Origin of the sequence: Sulfuricella sp. (assembly GCA_041651995.1) — a bacterium.
Taxonomy (GTDB): domain Bacteria; phylum Pseudomonadota; class Gammaproteobacteria; order Burkholderiales; family Sulfuricellaceae; genus Sulfurimicrobium.
The window spans coordinates 938293-952591 of sequence record JBAZID010000001.1; the positions used below are offsets into that span (position 1 = coordinate 938293).

The following is a 14299-nucleotide window of genomic DNA, read 5'->3' on the forward strand; positions in this document are numbered from 1 at the left end:
TCACCAGAGCGAGGCGCCCCTATGCGTAAGCCGATCATTATAGCTGTGCTTTCCTTTTCCGGCTTGATTTCCTCCTTGGCAGGAGCGGACGATATCAAGTTGCAGGACAACCCACCCCAACAGCATGTGGTGGTGAAAGGCGATACTCTGTGGGGGATATCCTCAAAATTCCTCAAAGACCCATGGCGTTGGCCACAAGTGTGGCAAATGAATCGTGAACAGATAAAAAACCCTCATCTGATATACCCCGGTGATGTGGTAGTGCTCGACATGCAGGGTGGATCGCCAAGATTGCGATTGGTCAAGGGCGAACGAATCGTCAAGCTGAGCCCTCAAGCCCGCGCCGAAGCGCTTGATGCCCAGGGCGTGCAGTCAATTCCTCTCTCTGCCATCGGCCCTTTCCTGACCAAGCCATTGATTATCGAGGAAGGTGATCTGGATAATGTGCCTTACATCGTTGGCACAGATGAAGACCGGGTCATCATGGGTCTCGGGGATCGCGTCTACGCCGCCAATGCCAAGGACCGCGGCATCAAGGACTGGAGCATTTTCCGCCAGGGCAAATTGCTCCATGACCCAGTCAGCAAACAACCGATGGGGTATGAAGGCGAGTATGTTGGTGAAGCCAGGGCCCTTAATGGCAGCAAAGATAATTTGATGGAACTTCAGATCACGCGCTCGGTGCAGGAAGTCCGCCGCGATGACCGCCTGGTACCCAGCATCAACAACGGTGAGCTCAAATACGTCCCGCACGCCCCGGAGCAGGTGGTCAATGGCCAGATTATCTCCGCCTATGGCGCCATTTCGGATGCCGGCAAATATGGCACGGTGTTGATAAACAAGGGCCACAAGGACGGCATGGAAGCTGGACATGTACTTGCCTTGTATAGCAAGGGACGCACCGTTGCAGGGAAGCCAGGCGAAACACGCAAAAACGCTTGGCGTTACATGGACAAAGAGTGCTTGAAACCAGGGAAAACCATCAGCTACGACCAGTTTTATGATCCCAAGGATACACTCGAGCCCTGCGCAAATGAGCCAGCTGCCGAGACACCAAGCAAGGAAATCGTCTATTCCGATATTGGCTGCCTGAAACCTGGTGCAAAAATCAGCTTTGACCAGTTCTTTAACCCCAAAGAAGTTTACAAGCTGCACTGCCGCTCCGGCAGCGCTGAGGACGAGATCTCCCTGCCTGATACGCGCACAGGTTTGATTTTTGTCTACCGCGTATTTGACCGCGTTTCATACGCGCTGGTCATGAGCGCCAATCGCCCGGTTTATCTGCTGGACGTTGTCAAAAATCCTTGATTGACAAGCAACATGAGCTTTGCCTGTGGGTCGCCCTGAGCCAGATTCATGGCCTGGGCGGGGAAAGCTACCGGCGTCTGCTGCAGTCCTTTGGCGAGCCAGAACACATTTTCGCCGCCGGCTATGCCGCCCTGGAGAATGCCGTACGCGCGCCTGTCGCCCGCCTCATCAGCGCCGGACCCGATCTCGAAGCGCTCACTCCGACACTGAAATGGCTTGAAGATCCGCTTAATCACATCGTCACCCTGGCAGATACGGACTACCCCAGAGCCTTGCTGGAAGTTCCCGACCCGCCACCACTGCTTTACGTCAAAGGCCAGCGCCAATATCTCAACTTTCCGGCACTGGCTATCGTCGGAAGCCGCAACGCCACACCGCAAGGGCTCACCAATGCGGAAGATTTTGCTCACCTTCTGAGCGACCACGGCTTGTGTATTGTCAGCGGGATGGCTCTGGGCATTGATGGCGCAGCCCACCGTGGTGGAATGCGGGGCCAGGCAAGCAGCATTGCTGTAGTCGGCACAGGACTGGATATCGTTTATCCCGCCCGCCACCGAGGGCTGGCGCACGAACTGGCACAGAAAGGCGCGCTGGTGTCAGAGTTTCCGCTAGGCACACCGTCCAAAGCCCAGAACTTCCCTCGTCGCAACCGCCTGATCAGCGGGCTTTCGCGTGGCTGCCTGGTGGTCGAAGCCGCGCTCCGGAGCGGTTCCTTGATCACTGCACGGCTGGCAGCAGAACAGGGACGGGAGGTTTTTGCCATTCCTGGCTCCATTCATTCTCCTCTGGCAAAAGGCTGCCACCACCTGATAAAACAGGGGGCCAAACTGGTTGAAAGTGCGCAGGATATTCTGGATGAACTCGGTTACCCCTCTGTTGTTGCTTCCGCTTCCACCAGCATGCCCATTCCCGCATCCCTGAGCAAAAATGAAACCCTGCTGATGCAGTGCCTCGGCTTTGACCCGACCGGAATAGACGCACTGGTCGGCTGTAGCGGCTTGACGAGTGATAGCGTTTGCGCCATTCTGTTAACCATGGAATTGGCTGGTTATGTAACCAGCCTGCCGGGCGGTCTTTACCAGCGCAGTGGAAAGTTTAAAAGCTAAGCCAATTAATAATGTTCGATATCCTCGTTTATTTATTCGAAAATTATTTCGAAGCCAACCTTCATCCTGACCAGGGAACGCTGGAGAAGGAACTGTCGGCTGCGGGTTTCGACAGCTCTGAAATCAATCTCGCATTCGACTGGCTCAACGGACTGGACAAGCTTTCCAACGCACCCTATCCAGAAAGCCTTGTAAGCAGTACATCTACACGTATTTACGCGGACCTGGAAATCGAAAAAATCGATACCGAGAGCCGTGGTTTTCTGTCTTTCCTTGAAGTCTCCAACATCATTAATCCGGTTCAGCGTGAATGGGTGATAGACCGCATTCTTGCGCTGAATGATCGTGATGTGAATATAGAGCAAGTCAAATGGACCGTTTTGATTGTTCTGTGGAGCCAGGGCCAAGCCGAAGATTATCTCTTCATGGAAGACTTGCTGTTCGGCGATAGTTCGTCGCAAATGCACTGATCCACTCAACCCTTTCCAGCCGCCAATCATCTTCGGCGCCACCAAATATCGTTTATGCCATCCTCCCTGCTGATTGTTGAATCCCCATCCAAAGCCAAAACCCTGAAGAAATATCTGGGCAAGGATTTTGAAATCCTAGCCTCATATGGGCACGTACGCGATCTGGTGCCCAAGCAGGGCGCCGTGGATACCGCTCACGACTTCACCATGAAATACGAGCTTATCGCACGCAACAGCAAGCACGTGGATGCCATTGCCAAAGCCGTTAAGGAAGCCGACACCATCTACCTCGCAACCGACCCGGACCGCGAGGGGGAGGCAATTGCCTGGCATCTGGCAGAAATACTGAAATCCAAGAAGCTGCTCAAGAACAAAACCTTGAAGCGCGTGGTATTCCATGAAATCACGCAATCTGCTGTGCAGGCTGCCGTTGCTGAGCCGCGCGAAATCGAGATGAACATGGTCAACGCGCAACAAGCCCGGCGCGCACTGGACTATCTGGTTGGTTTCAATCTCTCCCCACTGCTCTGGCGCAAGATTCGTCGTGGCCTCTCTGCAGGCAGGGTACAAAGCCCGGCATTGCGCCTGATTGTCGAGCGCGAGCTTGAAATCGAGAAGTTTCAGACGCAGGAATACTGGAGTATTCATCTCGACAGCCACAAGGGCCGGCAAAAATTCAACGCCAAACTGTTTCAGTACCAAGGCGAGAAACTGACTCAATTTAGCGTCAACAACGATGCGCAACACGCAGCCATCGTTGCGGGATTGCTACAGGCGGGCGGAGACAAAGCCACCGTCACTCAGGTCGAGAAGAAACGCAAACAACGCGTGGCTGCTGCCCCCTTTACCACCTCTACACTGCAACAGGAAGCGGTACGCAAGCTCGGGTTTACCACTGACCGCGCCATGAAAGTAGCGCAACAACTGTATGAGGGCATCGATATCGGCGGAGAAACCACCGGCCTGATTACCTATATGCGTACCGACTCGGTCAACCTGGCACAAGAGGCTATTGAAGAAATTCGCACTTATATCTCCAGTAATTTTGACGCCGACTATCTGCCAAAAACCGCGCTAAGCTATAAAAACAAATCCAAAAATGCCCAGGAAGCACACGAAGCGATTCGCCCTACATCTATCCTGCGCTCTCCACAGGAAGTTCGACAGTACCTCAGTGCAGAGCAGATCAAACTTTATGAAATGATCTGGAAACGTACTCTTGCCTGTCAGATGAGTGCAGCAAAATTCGATACAGTCAGTCTGGATCTGGCCGTTGGCGGCGATGAAAACCTGTTCCGCGCCACCGGGCAAACCATGGTTTTTCCCGGCTACATTGCGGTCTATCAGGAAGACCAGGACGATAGTGAAGAAGAGAGTGAAAGCAAATTGCCCCCCCTTGAGAAAGGGGAACAGGTTGCAATAGACCAGATTTCCGGCGAGCAGCACTTTACCCAGCCTCCACCGCGTTATTCAGAAGCCAGCCTGGTCAAGGCGCTAGAGGAACATGGCATCGGCCGTCCTTCGACTTATGCCAGTATTATCAGCACCCTGCAGGCCAGGGAATACGCATTGCTGGACAAGAAACGTTTTTATCCAACCGATGTGGGCAGAGTGGTCAATAAGTTTCTTACCGAGCACTTTACTCGCTATGTAAATTACGACTTCACCGCACAACTGGAAGATGAGCTTGACCTGATTTCCACCGGTAAACGTGAATGGATTCCTGTGCTGGACTCATTCTGGAAGGACTTCAGCCAGCAACTTGAACAGAAAAAAGATGTGGATCGTCCTGGCGTTGAAATACTCGATGAAGCCTGCCCAAAATGTGGCAAGCCATTAACCGCGCGATTGGGGAAGCGCGGAAAATTCATCGGCTGTTCGGCTTATCCGGAATGTGATTACACCCGCAATATCGACGGTGACGCCGGGGAATCCACCCAGCCCGTCATCGTGGAAGGGCGTGTGTGCCCGCAATGCAGCAGCGAACTGGTCATCAAGGCCGGACCTTATGGCAAATTCATCGGTTGCACCAGTTATCCAAAATGCAAGTTTATAGAACCTCTGGAAAAACCCAAGGATACAGGTGTCTCTTGCCCTGAATGCAAGGAAGGCGCGCTGATCGAGCGCAAGAGCCGTTATGGCAAGCTGTTCTATTCGTGCAACAGCTATCCGAAATGTAAGTACGCCACCTGGAATCCACCTGTCAACGAGCCCTGCCCAAAATGTGGTTGGCCCATCCTGACCATCAAAATCACTAAACGCAGAGGCACAGAGAAAGTGTGCCCTCAAAAAGAATGTGGTTTTGTTGAACAGATCGCTGCTGCAGAATAACCGCTTGAATAATTAAGGCTCCTTTCGGAGCCTTAATTATTTGCCATTCCTGCGACCACTCTAAATATCGATATTTCGTGCGATCAGTGCGTTTGATTCAATAAATGCACGACGCGGCTCGACCTGGTCTCCCATTAACGTGGTAAAAATCTCGTCCGCTCCAATGGCATCTTCTATCTGTACTTTTAGCAAGCGCCGCACATTTGGATCCATGGTCGTTTCCCACAGTTGCTCCGGGTTCATTTCCCCCAAGCCTTTATAACGCTGGACCGACATACCCTGCTTGACTTGGCTCAGAAGCCAGTCAAGAGCCTCTTTGAACTCTGTAACGGCTTGCTTTTGTTCTCCTCGCTGAACAAATGCGCCTTTGCCAAATAAATCGTGTAAGACCTGACCCGTTTTTCTCAACTGAACATAGTCCCCACTTTCAACAAAATTCTGGTCTATCTGGCTAGTGAGCCTATTGCCGTGAACTTGTTTCTGTACAACCAATCGGTAACTTTCCGTACGATCATCGTACTGGCTGGTCACTTGGTATTCTGCGCCTGGTATTAACTCGGACAACAAGCGCGCGCTTTTAGCTGCGGACTCCGGCGTTGAAAGATCCAGTACAATATTCTTGAGCAGTGCCTGTAATATTTCACGATCAATTACTCTAGATAAACGATCGATTACTGCTTCTGCAAGCAAATATTCCTTGGAAATTTCTTCAAAAGCCTCTTTGCTCAGCGGCTCTTTACCTGCTTCCGTCACCAGCTTTGCATCTTCCATCGCCTTTTGCAGCAGATATTGCTTTAATTCGTGTTCATCCTTTATATAGCGCTCCTGTTTGCCATGCTTGACTTTGTAAAGCGGCGGCTGCGCGATATAAATATGTCCGCGTTCAACAAGTTCTGGCATCTGCCGGTAAAAAAATGTCAGCAGCAACGTCCGTATATGTGACCCGTCCACATCAGCGTCCGTCATGATAATAATGCGGTGGTAACGAAGCTTGTCCGGATTGTACTCATCCTTGCCAATACTGGTTCCCAATGCCGTAATCAGGGTTGCAATTTCCTGGGATGAAATAAGGCGGTCAAAACGCGCCCTCTCTACATTGAGTATTTTTCCCTTGAGGGGAAGAATGGCCTGAAATTTACGATCCCTGCCCTGCTTTGCCGAACCGCCTGCAGAATCGCCCTCTACCAGGTAGAGTTCCGATTGTGAAGGATCTTTTTCCTGACAATCAGCCAGCTTTCCCGGCAAACCCATACTATCCAGCACACCCTTTCGACGTGTCATGTCGCGAGCTTTTCGAGCTGCCTCACGTGCGCGTGCTGCTTCGACGATTTTTCCAGTAATAATCTTCGCATCCGCAGGATTCTCTAGCAGGAATTCCGACAGTTTAGCCGATACGATTTCCTGAACTACCGGCAATACTTCACTGGATACGAGTTTATCTTTGGTCTGGGATGAAAATTTCGGCTCAAACACTTTCACCGAAAGCACACAGGTGAGTCCTTCCCGCATATCGTCACCGGAAGTATCTACCTTCGCTTTTTTAGCGATTTCATTCTGTTCAATATAATTATTCAGTGTCCGGGTTAATGCCGAGCGTAAACCCGTTAAATGAGATCCCCCATCGCGCTGCGGAATATTGTTAGTAAAACACTGGACCGTTTCGGCATAGGAGTCATTCCATTGCATCGCAACTTCAACAGTTACGCCATCTTTTTCACCTATCGCATGGAAAACCTTGGGATGCAGCACCGTTTTCGTTCGGTTTATATATTCGACAAACCCTTTGGCTCCACCGCTAAAGGCAAAATTTTCGCTTCTTCCATCTCTCTGGTCGAATAGCTCGATTTTGACACCATTGTTCAGAAATGATAATTCACGTAAACGCTTGGCGAGTATTTCGTAGTGAAACTCTATTTTTCCAAAAGTCTCCAAGCTAGCCATAAAATGAACTTCCGTCCCGCGTCGTTCTGTCTCTCCGGTCAGCTTCAACGGAGATACAGCATTACCGTGCCGGAATTCCATTTGATGCACTTTTCCATCACGCCATATTCTGAGTTTCAGCCATTCCGATAAGGCATTGACGACTGAAACGCCAACGCCATGCAAACCGCCCGATACTTTGTATGAATTAGCATCAAATTTTCCACCGGCATGTAATTCTGTCATCACAATTTCGGCTGCCGAGCGTTTTAAATCATCATCTTCCTTGATGCTGGTGGGTATTCCCCTGCCATTGTCCACAACACTGATCGAACTGTCAGCATGAATAGTGATCTGAATATCGTCGCAATAATTTGCCAGCGCTTCGTCAATGGCATTATCGACAACTTCAAAAACCATGTGGTGCAGGCCGGTACCATCACTGGTATCGCCAATATACATGCCCGGGCGTTTGCGGACAGCATCCAGGCCTTTAAGAATCTTGATGCTGTCAGAATTATATTCGCTCATTCTTTTCCCTTGGGTTTCACGTGAAACAGTAATTCGTTTTGTACATGAATCATGTTAAATACGCATCGGCATGACGACATATTTGAACCTGTCATCACCAGGAATCGTAATCAGACAACTACTGTTTGCATCCCCAAAAGAACAGTCAACTTCCGTGGTATTTATATTGTTCAGCACGTCCAGCAAATAGGTAACGTTAAACCCAATATCCAACGGCTCGTTGACATAGTCGATTTCCAGTTCTTCTTCTGCTTCTTCTTGCTCTGTATTATTACAAATCACCCGCATACTATTCTGTGTTAGCACCATGCGCACGCCACGAAACTTTTCGTTGGACAGAATAGATGCTCGCTGCATGGCATGAAGCAGCGTCAACCGATCCAGTACAACATGATTTGTATAATGTGAAGGGATTACCTTGTTGTAGTCTGGAAATTTCCCTTCGATTATTTTCGACACCAGATTGATATTTCCGAATGTGAAAGTAACCAGGTTTTTTCCGAGACTAATTTTTACTTCACCTTCCGTATCACCGAGCAATTTGATCAGCTCAGTAACAGTCTTGCGCGGAAGAATCGCTTCTGCTGTCTGGCTTACTGTTTCCAAACTCATGCTGGCAAGACTCAATCTGTGCCCGTCCGTAGCAACCACTTTTACAAACCCGGGCTCCAATACCATCAATAAGCCATTTAGGTAATAACGAATATCTTGTTGTGCCATGGCATATTGCACCTGATTCAACAACTGCTTGAGCATGGACTGGGATATTGAAATTTCTGAAACAAACTCGTCCGACAAGGCTAAGTGAGGAAAATCTTCTGCAGGTAAAGTTTGCAGGTTGAACTGACTTTTGCCCGCTCTTAATTGCAACCGGCTTTCTTTGCTGGTAAACGATATTTCAGAATTTTCAGGAAGCGCCCTCACGATATCCTGTAATTTTTTTGCAGAAACCGTAATTGCAGAATCGTTATTCTCGTGCTTATTTTCGAGCATCGCAGTAATTTGAATTTCCAGATCAGTAGCGATAAAGGCAATATCCTGATTTCCAATTTGAATCAGTACATTAGACAATATTGGAAGCGTATGACGTCGTTCAACGATGCCCGCTACGGACTGCAATGGCCTGAGAAACTCTTCCTTGTTGATTTTCATTAATAACATATATATACCTTGATACTAATAGATAATGTGCGCGTGAATTTTGTATAACTAAATAAATACTATAATTTTCAATAAGATAATCTACATGTCAGTGTCTGTATAATTCATTGCATGGCTTGTGGATGATTTGTGGATGAATTTTAAACTTAGGCAATTTTCCGCTTTATCCCCAATTCATACATATTTTGTTCAACTTCTTAATACCTGTAATAAAACACTGATGTCGCGAGTCATGGAAGGTTCGCTGACTTTCAATTCTTCGATTTTACGGCACGCGTGCATAACCGTGGTGTGATCGCGTCCACCGAACGCATCACCAATTTCAGGAAAACTCAAATGGGTTAATTCCTTGGCTAGAGACATGGCTACTTGTCGCGGACGCGCTACATTACGGGTACGTTTCTTTGAATACATTTCTGCAACTTTAATCTTGTAGTAATCGGCAACAGTCTTTTGTATATTTTCAATAGATATCTGCCGGTTCTGTACAGCCAGTAAATCCTTTAGCGCTTCCTTGGCTAAATCCAGGTTGATTGAGTGCCCAGTAAAACGAGAATAAGCAATGACTTTCTTTAATGCGCCTTCCAGTTCACGAACATTGGAGCGGATTTGTTTTGCAATGAAGAAAGCAACATCGCTTTCCAGTTCAAGATTTTCAGCCTCGGCCTTTTTTATCAGGATGGCGACACGCATTTCAAGTTCTGGAGGTTCAATAGCAACCGTCAGACCCCAGCCAAAGCGAGAAATCAATCGATCTTCCATCCCGGATATTTGTTTGGGGTAAGTATCACAGGTAATAATGACTTGCTTCTTGCTTTCAATTAAGGCATTGAAAGCATAGAAAAATTCTTCCTGTGTACGGGCTTTGCCACTAAAAAACTGAATATCGTCGATCAACAAAAGATCAAGTGAGTGGTAATAGCGTTTGAAATCATCAAACGCCTTATGTTGGTATGCCCTTACTACATCCGAAACGTACCTTTCAGCGTGAAGATAGCTGATTTTGGCATTGCTGTTTTGTTCCAGGACATAATTGCCAATAGCCTGAATGAGATGGGTTTTACCCAAACCGACGCCACCATAAACAAACAGGGGATTATATGCAGTACCAGGATTGTCGGCCACTTGTAGTGCAGCTGCGCGTGCCAACTGGTTGGCCTTGCCAGTTACAAAATTAGCGAAGGTAAAAGAGGGGTTCAGGCCGTTTTTTTCGTTTCTACCTTGCCGGGCAACCGGAACGGGAGCGATGATTGGATTTGCTGGCGGTAACTTTCTTTCTTTCTGCTCCAAATTTTCGGCAACGGAAAGAATCAACTGAACCGGGCGAGAAAAATGGTCTTGCCCGATCTGCTCGAAACGACTGAGAAATTTGTCACGCACCCACTGCATGATAAAACGATTGGGCGCCACAATGCGCAAAGCGTCTGTACCCCCTTCGAAACGCAAGGGTTTAATCCAATTATTGAATTGTTGCGGGGTAAGCTCTTGTTCGAAACGGCTCAAACAAGCTTGCCAGAAAGTTTCCATTGATTACCTAAGGATGTACAACCGATTACCTTGAAAGATGAAACGCAGAATGAACAGGTGAATTGAGCCGTTCATTGTAGCCCGATTGTGGTGACTTATCCACAGGCAGGGATATTAATTTAAGTTGACAGCATATAGATGAAGGTAGTCTAATTACGGGTTCACAGTCTGTGTTATAGCAAGAGGAATTATCATGAAACGCACATATCAGCCTTCCGTGGTCAAGCGCAAGCGCACACACGGTTTTCGCGCCCGGATGAAAACACCCGCAGGCCGCGCTATCATTAACTCTCGTCGCGCCAGTGGCAGGGTACGTCTGGCCGTTTGAATCAGGCCCAAGACGAAGTGGTAGGTTTTGGCTTTTCAAAGGCCAAGCAATTAGTAAAAACGGATGAAATATCATCCGTTTTTAGTTTCAACAGCCGTTTTTCCAGCGAGCATTTTCAGGTTCTGGCAAAACCCGGAATATATGAATTTGCCCGCATGGCTGTAATCGTCAGCAAAAAAACGGCCCGTCATGCAACTGTGAGAAACTATATCAAGCGCGTGTCGCGCGAAGTGTTTCGTTTGCAACAGCCCCGGCTTGACGGCCTGGATATGGTTATTCGCATACGCAAGAGCTTTTCTCCTGCCGAGTATGCCGTGATCGAGCAGGAACTGAAAACCCAATTCGATAGGGTACGTCAGAAATTTACCCTGCCAGAAAAGCAGAATACTTTATGACCCGAATCCTGCTGTTTCTGGTAAAAAGCTACCAGTACTTGATTAGCCCAATGCTTGGACCCTCGTGCCGATTTACTCCCACCTGTTCCGAGTATGCAGTTCAAGCACTGAAAAAATATGGTGCCATCAAGGGATTCTGGTTAAGCACGAAACGCGTTGGCCGATGTCACCCCTGGCATGATGGTGGCTATGATCCTTTACCTTAGGTAGTCCATGGATACTCAAAGACTCATAATGTTTGTCGTGTTTTCCTTCTCGGTCCTGATGTTATGGGATGCCTGGCAGAAGGAACAAAACCCGCAGCCAGCCCAGACGGTACCTGCAACAGTTACCGCATCTCAGAACAGCGTCCCGGTAGTGGGTGCTGGCACACCAGATTCGCTTCAAGCGGCAACGCCAGAAATGCCACAGATTTTGCCGCGCGGTGAGCGTATCAAGATCCGCACGGACGCGCTGTATGTTGAAATAGATACGATCGGCGGGGATATTCGCCGCCTTGATTTGCGCAAACACAAGGGAGACGAGGACAAAAGCAAGGATTTGGTCCTTTTCAGCGACCAAAAATCAAGCACATATATTGCGCAATCGGGACTGATTGGCAATATTCTGCCGTCGCACAAGACCTTGTTTTCTGCACAGGGTACTGAATTTACTCTCGCATCCGGCGCTCAGGATTTGCAGGTCAGACTAACCGCACCCGCTTCCGCCGGGGTCCAGGTTGATAAAATATTTACTTTCCATCGTGATAGTTATGTAGTCGATGTGGAATATCAGATCAGAAACGGTGGTGAAAGTGCGATCAGCCCGCATGCCTATTACCAGCTAGTTCGGGATGATTCGGCCTCCAAGGGGGACTCGATGTTCATCAGCACGTATGCCGGCCCCGCAATTTATACTGATCAGCAAAAATTTCAGAAAATAAGTTTTTCGGATATTGAAAAAGGTAAAACAACTCATCAGAAGCAGAGTAACGATGGTTGGGTAGCCATGCTACAGCACTATTTCGTTTCGGCCTGGTTGCCCTCGAACGGCTTGGCTCGCGAGTTTTACACCAAAGCAATGGGTGGAAACCTTTATGCGGCAGGCGTCATTTTGCCCATTGGATCTATTGCTCCCGGCGCTAGTGGAAAGATATCCGTTCCACTCTATGCGGGCCCTCAGGAGCAGGAAAACCTGAGCAAACTGGCCCCGGGCCTGGATTTGGCGGTAGATTATGGCTGGCTGACTATCATTGCTGCACCCTTGTTCTGGGTGCTGTCCAAAATTCATGGCATGGTAAACAATTGGGGCATCGCCATTATTCTGCTTACTGTGTTGATCAAGTTGGCGTTTTATCCGCTGGCGGCAAAGAGCTATCGTTCCATGGCTCACATGCGGGTATTGGGCCCCAAGCTCCAGAAGCTAAAAGAGCTCTACGGCGACGACCGGCAGCGCATGCACCAGGCAATGATGGATCTATACAAGACCGAGAAGGTAAATCCTTTGGGGGGGTGTTTACCGGTGCTGGTACAAATCCCGGTCTTCATCGCCCTCTACTGGGTGCTGCTCGCCAGTGTAGAAATACGCCACGCTCCTTTTGGCTTGTGGATTCAGGATCTGTCTGCGGCAGACCCATATTACGTGTTGCCCATTATTATGGGTATCACCATGATTATCCAGACCAGGCTTAACCCAACGCCACCCGACCCGATTCAGGCCAAGGTGATGATGGTGATGCCATTCGCATTCAGCATCTTCTTTTTCTTCTTTCCCGCGGGCCTGGTTCTTTACTGGGTTGTAAATAACGTACTCTCGATTGCCCAGCAATGGCAAATCACCCGCAGCATGGAACAGATGCATGCCGCGAAAGGGCATGGCAAAAACTGATACCATCGCCGCTGTCGCGACTGCCGCCGGGCGTGGAGGTATCGGCATTGTCCGGCTATCCGGGGATAGTCTCGAGGCTTTTGCCGTGGCCTTGCTGGGGCACCTTCCCCGGCCGCGATTTGCTTTGCTGGGTAACTTTCTTGATCACGATGGGTCGAGCATCGATCAAGGCATAGCGTTATATTTTCCTGCGCCGAACTCGTTTACTGGCGAGGACGTGCTAGAACTGCAAGGCCACGGCGGAAACGCGGTGATGCAGCGCGTTCTGAAACGTTGTATCACGCTGGGCGCGCGCCTGGCCGAGCCAGGCGAATTCACCAAACGCGCATTCCTCAACGATAAACTCGATCTTGCTCAGGCTGAAAGTGTTGCCGATCTGATCGACGCCGCCAGCGAAGAGGCTGCAAAAAGCGCGTTGCGTTCACTTCAGGGGGAGTTTTCACATGCGGTGCATGAGGTTGTGGCTCGCCTGATTGCGTTGCGCATGCTGGTTGAGGCCTGCATTGACTTTCCCGATGAGGATATTGACTTCCTTCAGGCTGCGGATGCGCTTGGAAAGCTAACCAGTGTTCAGGGGCAACTACAGTGCCTGCTAGCCAAAGCCAGGCAGGGCAGCTTGCTGCGTGAAGGGGCGCACGTGGTGTTGGTGGGCCAGCCCAATGTTGGAAAATCCAGCCTGCTCAACCAGCTTGCTGGAGACGAGGTTGCTATTGTTACTGCCGTAGCGGGAACCACGCGTGACACTGTGCGTGAAGAAATTGAAATCCAGGGGGTCCCTTTTCATATCATCGACACCGCCGGTTTGAGAGAAACTACCTGTGAAGTTGAACAAATCGGCATCGCGCGAACCTGGGCCGCAGTGGGAAAAGCCACCCTGGCCCTGCTCTTGATCGATAGCCGGGAAGCTATTACGCCACAGGATGAAGCGATCCTTGCGCGTTTGCCGCGCAATCTGCCCGTGGTGCAAGTCTTCAACAAGATCGATCTGCTGCCGCGCGATGCCGGGATCGAGCAGGATGCCGGGGTACGCCGCATTTATGTTTCCGCCAAAAGAGGCGACGGACTGGATTTGCTTCGCCAAAGCCTGTTGCAAATGGCTGGCTGGGAACAGACCGGGGAGGGGGCCTTCATGGCGCGGGAGCGACATTTGCGAGCCCTGGAGCTGGCACGCGCCTGCCTGGAAAAAGCAGCGGAAAACTGGCGACAGCTCGAGTTTTTTGCCGAAGAACTCAAGCTGGCCCAGAACGCATTAAACAGCATTACCGGAGAATTCGGTGCGGATGATTTGCTGGGGGAAATCTTCAGTCGTTTCTGTATTGGTAAGTAGCTGTATTTAAAAGCAGATTATTTGTTTCA

At 49.6% G+C, this 14299-nt stretch carries 12 protein-coding genes; 9 read left to right on the forward strand and 3 right to left on the reverse strand.

The features are described 5' to 3' along the window. Positions 1-21: 21 nt before the first annotated feature. The 4 genes from WC392_04535 to topA are packed head-to-tail and all read left to right on the forward strand — an operon-like array spanning position 22 to position 5215. Positions 22-1308, forward strand: a complete 1287-nt coding sequence (locus WC392_04535) for a LysM peptidoglycan-binding domain-containing protein (GenBank protein MFA5241630.1) — start codon at positions 22-24, stop codon at positions 1306-1308. Next, positions 1305-2414: a DNA-processing protein DprA gene (gene dprA / locus WC392_04540; GenBank protein MFA5241631.1), complete on the forward strand. Its 1110-nt coding sequence runs from the start codon at positions 1305-1307 to the stop codon at positions 2412-2414. The genes WC392_04535 and dprA overlap by 4 nt, the downstream gene beginning before the upstream one ends. Before the next feature lie 11 nt (positions 2415-2425). Next, on the forward strand, positions 2426-2884 hold the full coding sequence (locus WC392_04545) for a DUF494 domain-containing protein (GenBank protein ID MFA5241632.1): 459 nt from the start codon (positions 2426-2428) through the stop codon (positions 2882-2884). Positions 2885-2938: 54 nt separating this feature from the next. After that, the gene (topA, locus tag WC392_04550) at positions 2939-5215 is read left to right on the forward strand and encodes a type I DNA topoisomerase (protein MFA5241633.1); all 2277 of its coding nucleotides are present in this window, start codon (positions 2939-2941) and stop codon (positions 5213-5215) included. 60 nt (positions 5216-5275) lie between these two features. Here topA and gyrB read toward each other — a convergent pair whose 3' ends face one another. The 3 genes from gyrB to dnaA form a co-directional block, all read right to left on the reverse strand. After that, positions 5276-7666 (reverse strand): DNA topoisomerase (ATP-hydrolyzing) subunit B, encoded by a 2391-nt coding sequence (gyrB, locus tag WC392_04555; GenBank protein MFA5241634.1) that lies wholly within the window; start codon positions 7664-7666, stop codon positions 5276-5278. A 54-nt stretch (positions 7667-7720) separates the two neighbouring features. Next, the gene (gene dnaN / locus WC392_04560) at positions 7721-8827 is read right to left on the reverse strand and encodes a DNA polymerase III subunit beta (GenBank protein ID MFA5241635.1); all 1107 of its coding nucleotides are present in this window, start codon (positions 8825-8827) and stop codon (positions 7721-7723) included. Between the two features lie 189 nt (positions 8828-9016). Then, entirely contained in the window at positions 9017-10354 is a 1338-nt protein-coding gene (gene dnaA, locus WC392_04565) for a chromosomal replication initiator protein DnaA (protein MFA5241636.1), read from the reverse strand. A 193-nt stretch (positions 10355-10547) separates the two neighbouring features. Here dnaA and rpmH point away from each other — a divergent pair, with 193 nt between their 5' ends. Genes rpmH through mnmE form a run of 5 tightly spaced genes read left to right on the forward strand, consistent with a single transcriptional unit; the run spans position 10548 to position 14270 of the window. Beyond that, the gene (gene rpmH / locus WC392_04570) at positions 10548-10682 is read left to right on the forward strand and encodes a 50S ribosomal protein L34 (protein ID MFA5241637.1); all 135 of its coding nucleotides are present in this window, start codon (positions 10548-10550) and stop codon (positions 10680-10682) included. Then, the gene (rnpA, locus tag WC392_04575; protein MFA5241638.1) at positions 10679-11077 is read left to right on the forward strand and encodes a ribonuclease P protein component; all 399 of its coding nucleotides are present in this window, start codon (positions 10679-10681) and stop codon (positions 11075-11077) included. Before rpmH ends, rnpA begins: the two co-directional genes overlap by 4 nt. Then, on the forward strand, positions 11074-11283 hold the full coding sequence (gene yidD / locus WC392_04580; protein ID MFA5241639.1) for a membrane protein insertion efficiency factor YidD: 210 nt from the start codon (positions 11074-11076) through the stop codon (positions 11281-11283). Before rnpA ends, yidD begins: the two co-directional genes overlap by 4 nt. Before the next feature lie 7 nt (positions 11284-11290). Continuing rightward, a complete protein-coding gene (gene yidC / locus WC392_04585) occupies positions 11291-12943 on the forward strand; it encodes a membrane protein insertase YidC (protein ID MFA5241640.1) in 1653 nt (550 codons plus the stop codon). After that, the gene (mnmE, locus tag WC392_04590) at positions 12930-14270 is read left to right on the forward strand and encodes a tRNA uridine-5-carboxymethylaminomethyl(34) synthesis GTPase MnmE (protein MFA5241641.1); all 1341 of its coding nucleotides are present in this window, start codon (positions 12930-12932) and stop codon (positions 14268-14270) included. The genes yidC and mnmE overlap by 14 nt, the downstream gene beginning before the upstream one ends. Positions 14271-14299 lie beyond the last annotated feature (29 nt).

Bases quoted from the DNA above. Each gene is read 5' to 3' on its own strand.
- yidC (MFA5241640.1), top strand. From the start codon at position 11,291: ATGGATACTCAAAGACTCATAATGTTTGTCGTGTTTTCCTTCTCGGTC.
- WC392_04535 (MFA5241630.1), top strand. From the start codon at position 22: ATGCGTAAGCCGATCATTATAGCTGTGCTTTCCTTTTCCGGCTTGATT.
- topA (MFA5241633.1), top strand. From the start codon at position 2,939: ATGCCATCCTCCCTGCTGATTGTTGAATCCCCATCCAAAGCCAAAACC.
- mnmE (MFA5241641.1), top strand. From the start codon at position 12,930: ATGGCAAAAACTGATACCATCGCCGCTGTCGCGACTGCCGCCGGGCGT.
- yidD (MFA5241639.1), top strand. From the start codon at position 11,074: ATGACCCGAATCCTGCTGTTTCTGGTAAAAAGCTACCAGTACTTGATT.
- rpmH (MFA5241637.1), top strand. From the start codon at position 10,548: ATGAAACGCACATATCAGCCTTCCGTGGTCAAGCGCAAGCGCACACAC.
- WC392_04545 (MFA5241632.1), top strand. From the start codon at position 2,426: ATGTTCGATATCCTCGTTTATTTATTCGAAAATTATTTCGAAGCCAAC.
- gyrB (MFA5241634.1), bottom strand. From the start codon at position 7,666: ATGAGCGAATATAATTCTGACAGCATCAAGATTCTTAAAGGCCTGGAT.
- dnaN (MFA5241635.1), bottom strand. From the start codon at position 8,827: ATGTTATTAATGAAAATCAACAAGGAAGAGTTTCTCAGGCCATTGCAG.
- dnaA (MFA5241636.1), bottom strand. From the start codon at position 10,354: ATGGAAACTTTCTGGCAAGCTTGTTTGAGCCGTTTCGAACAAGAGCTT.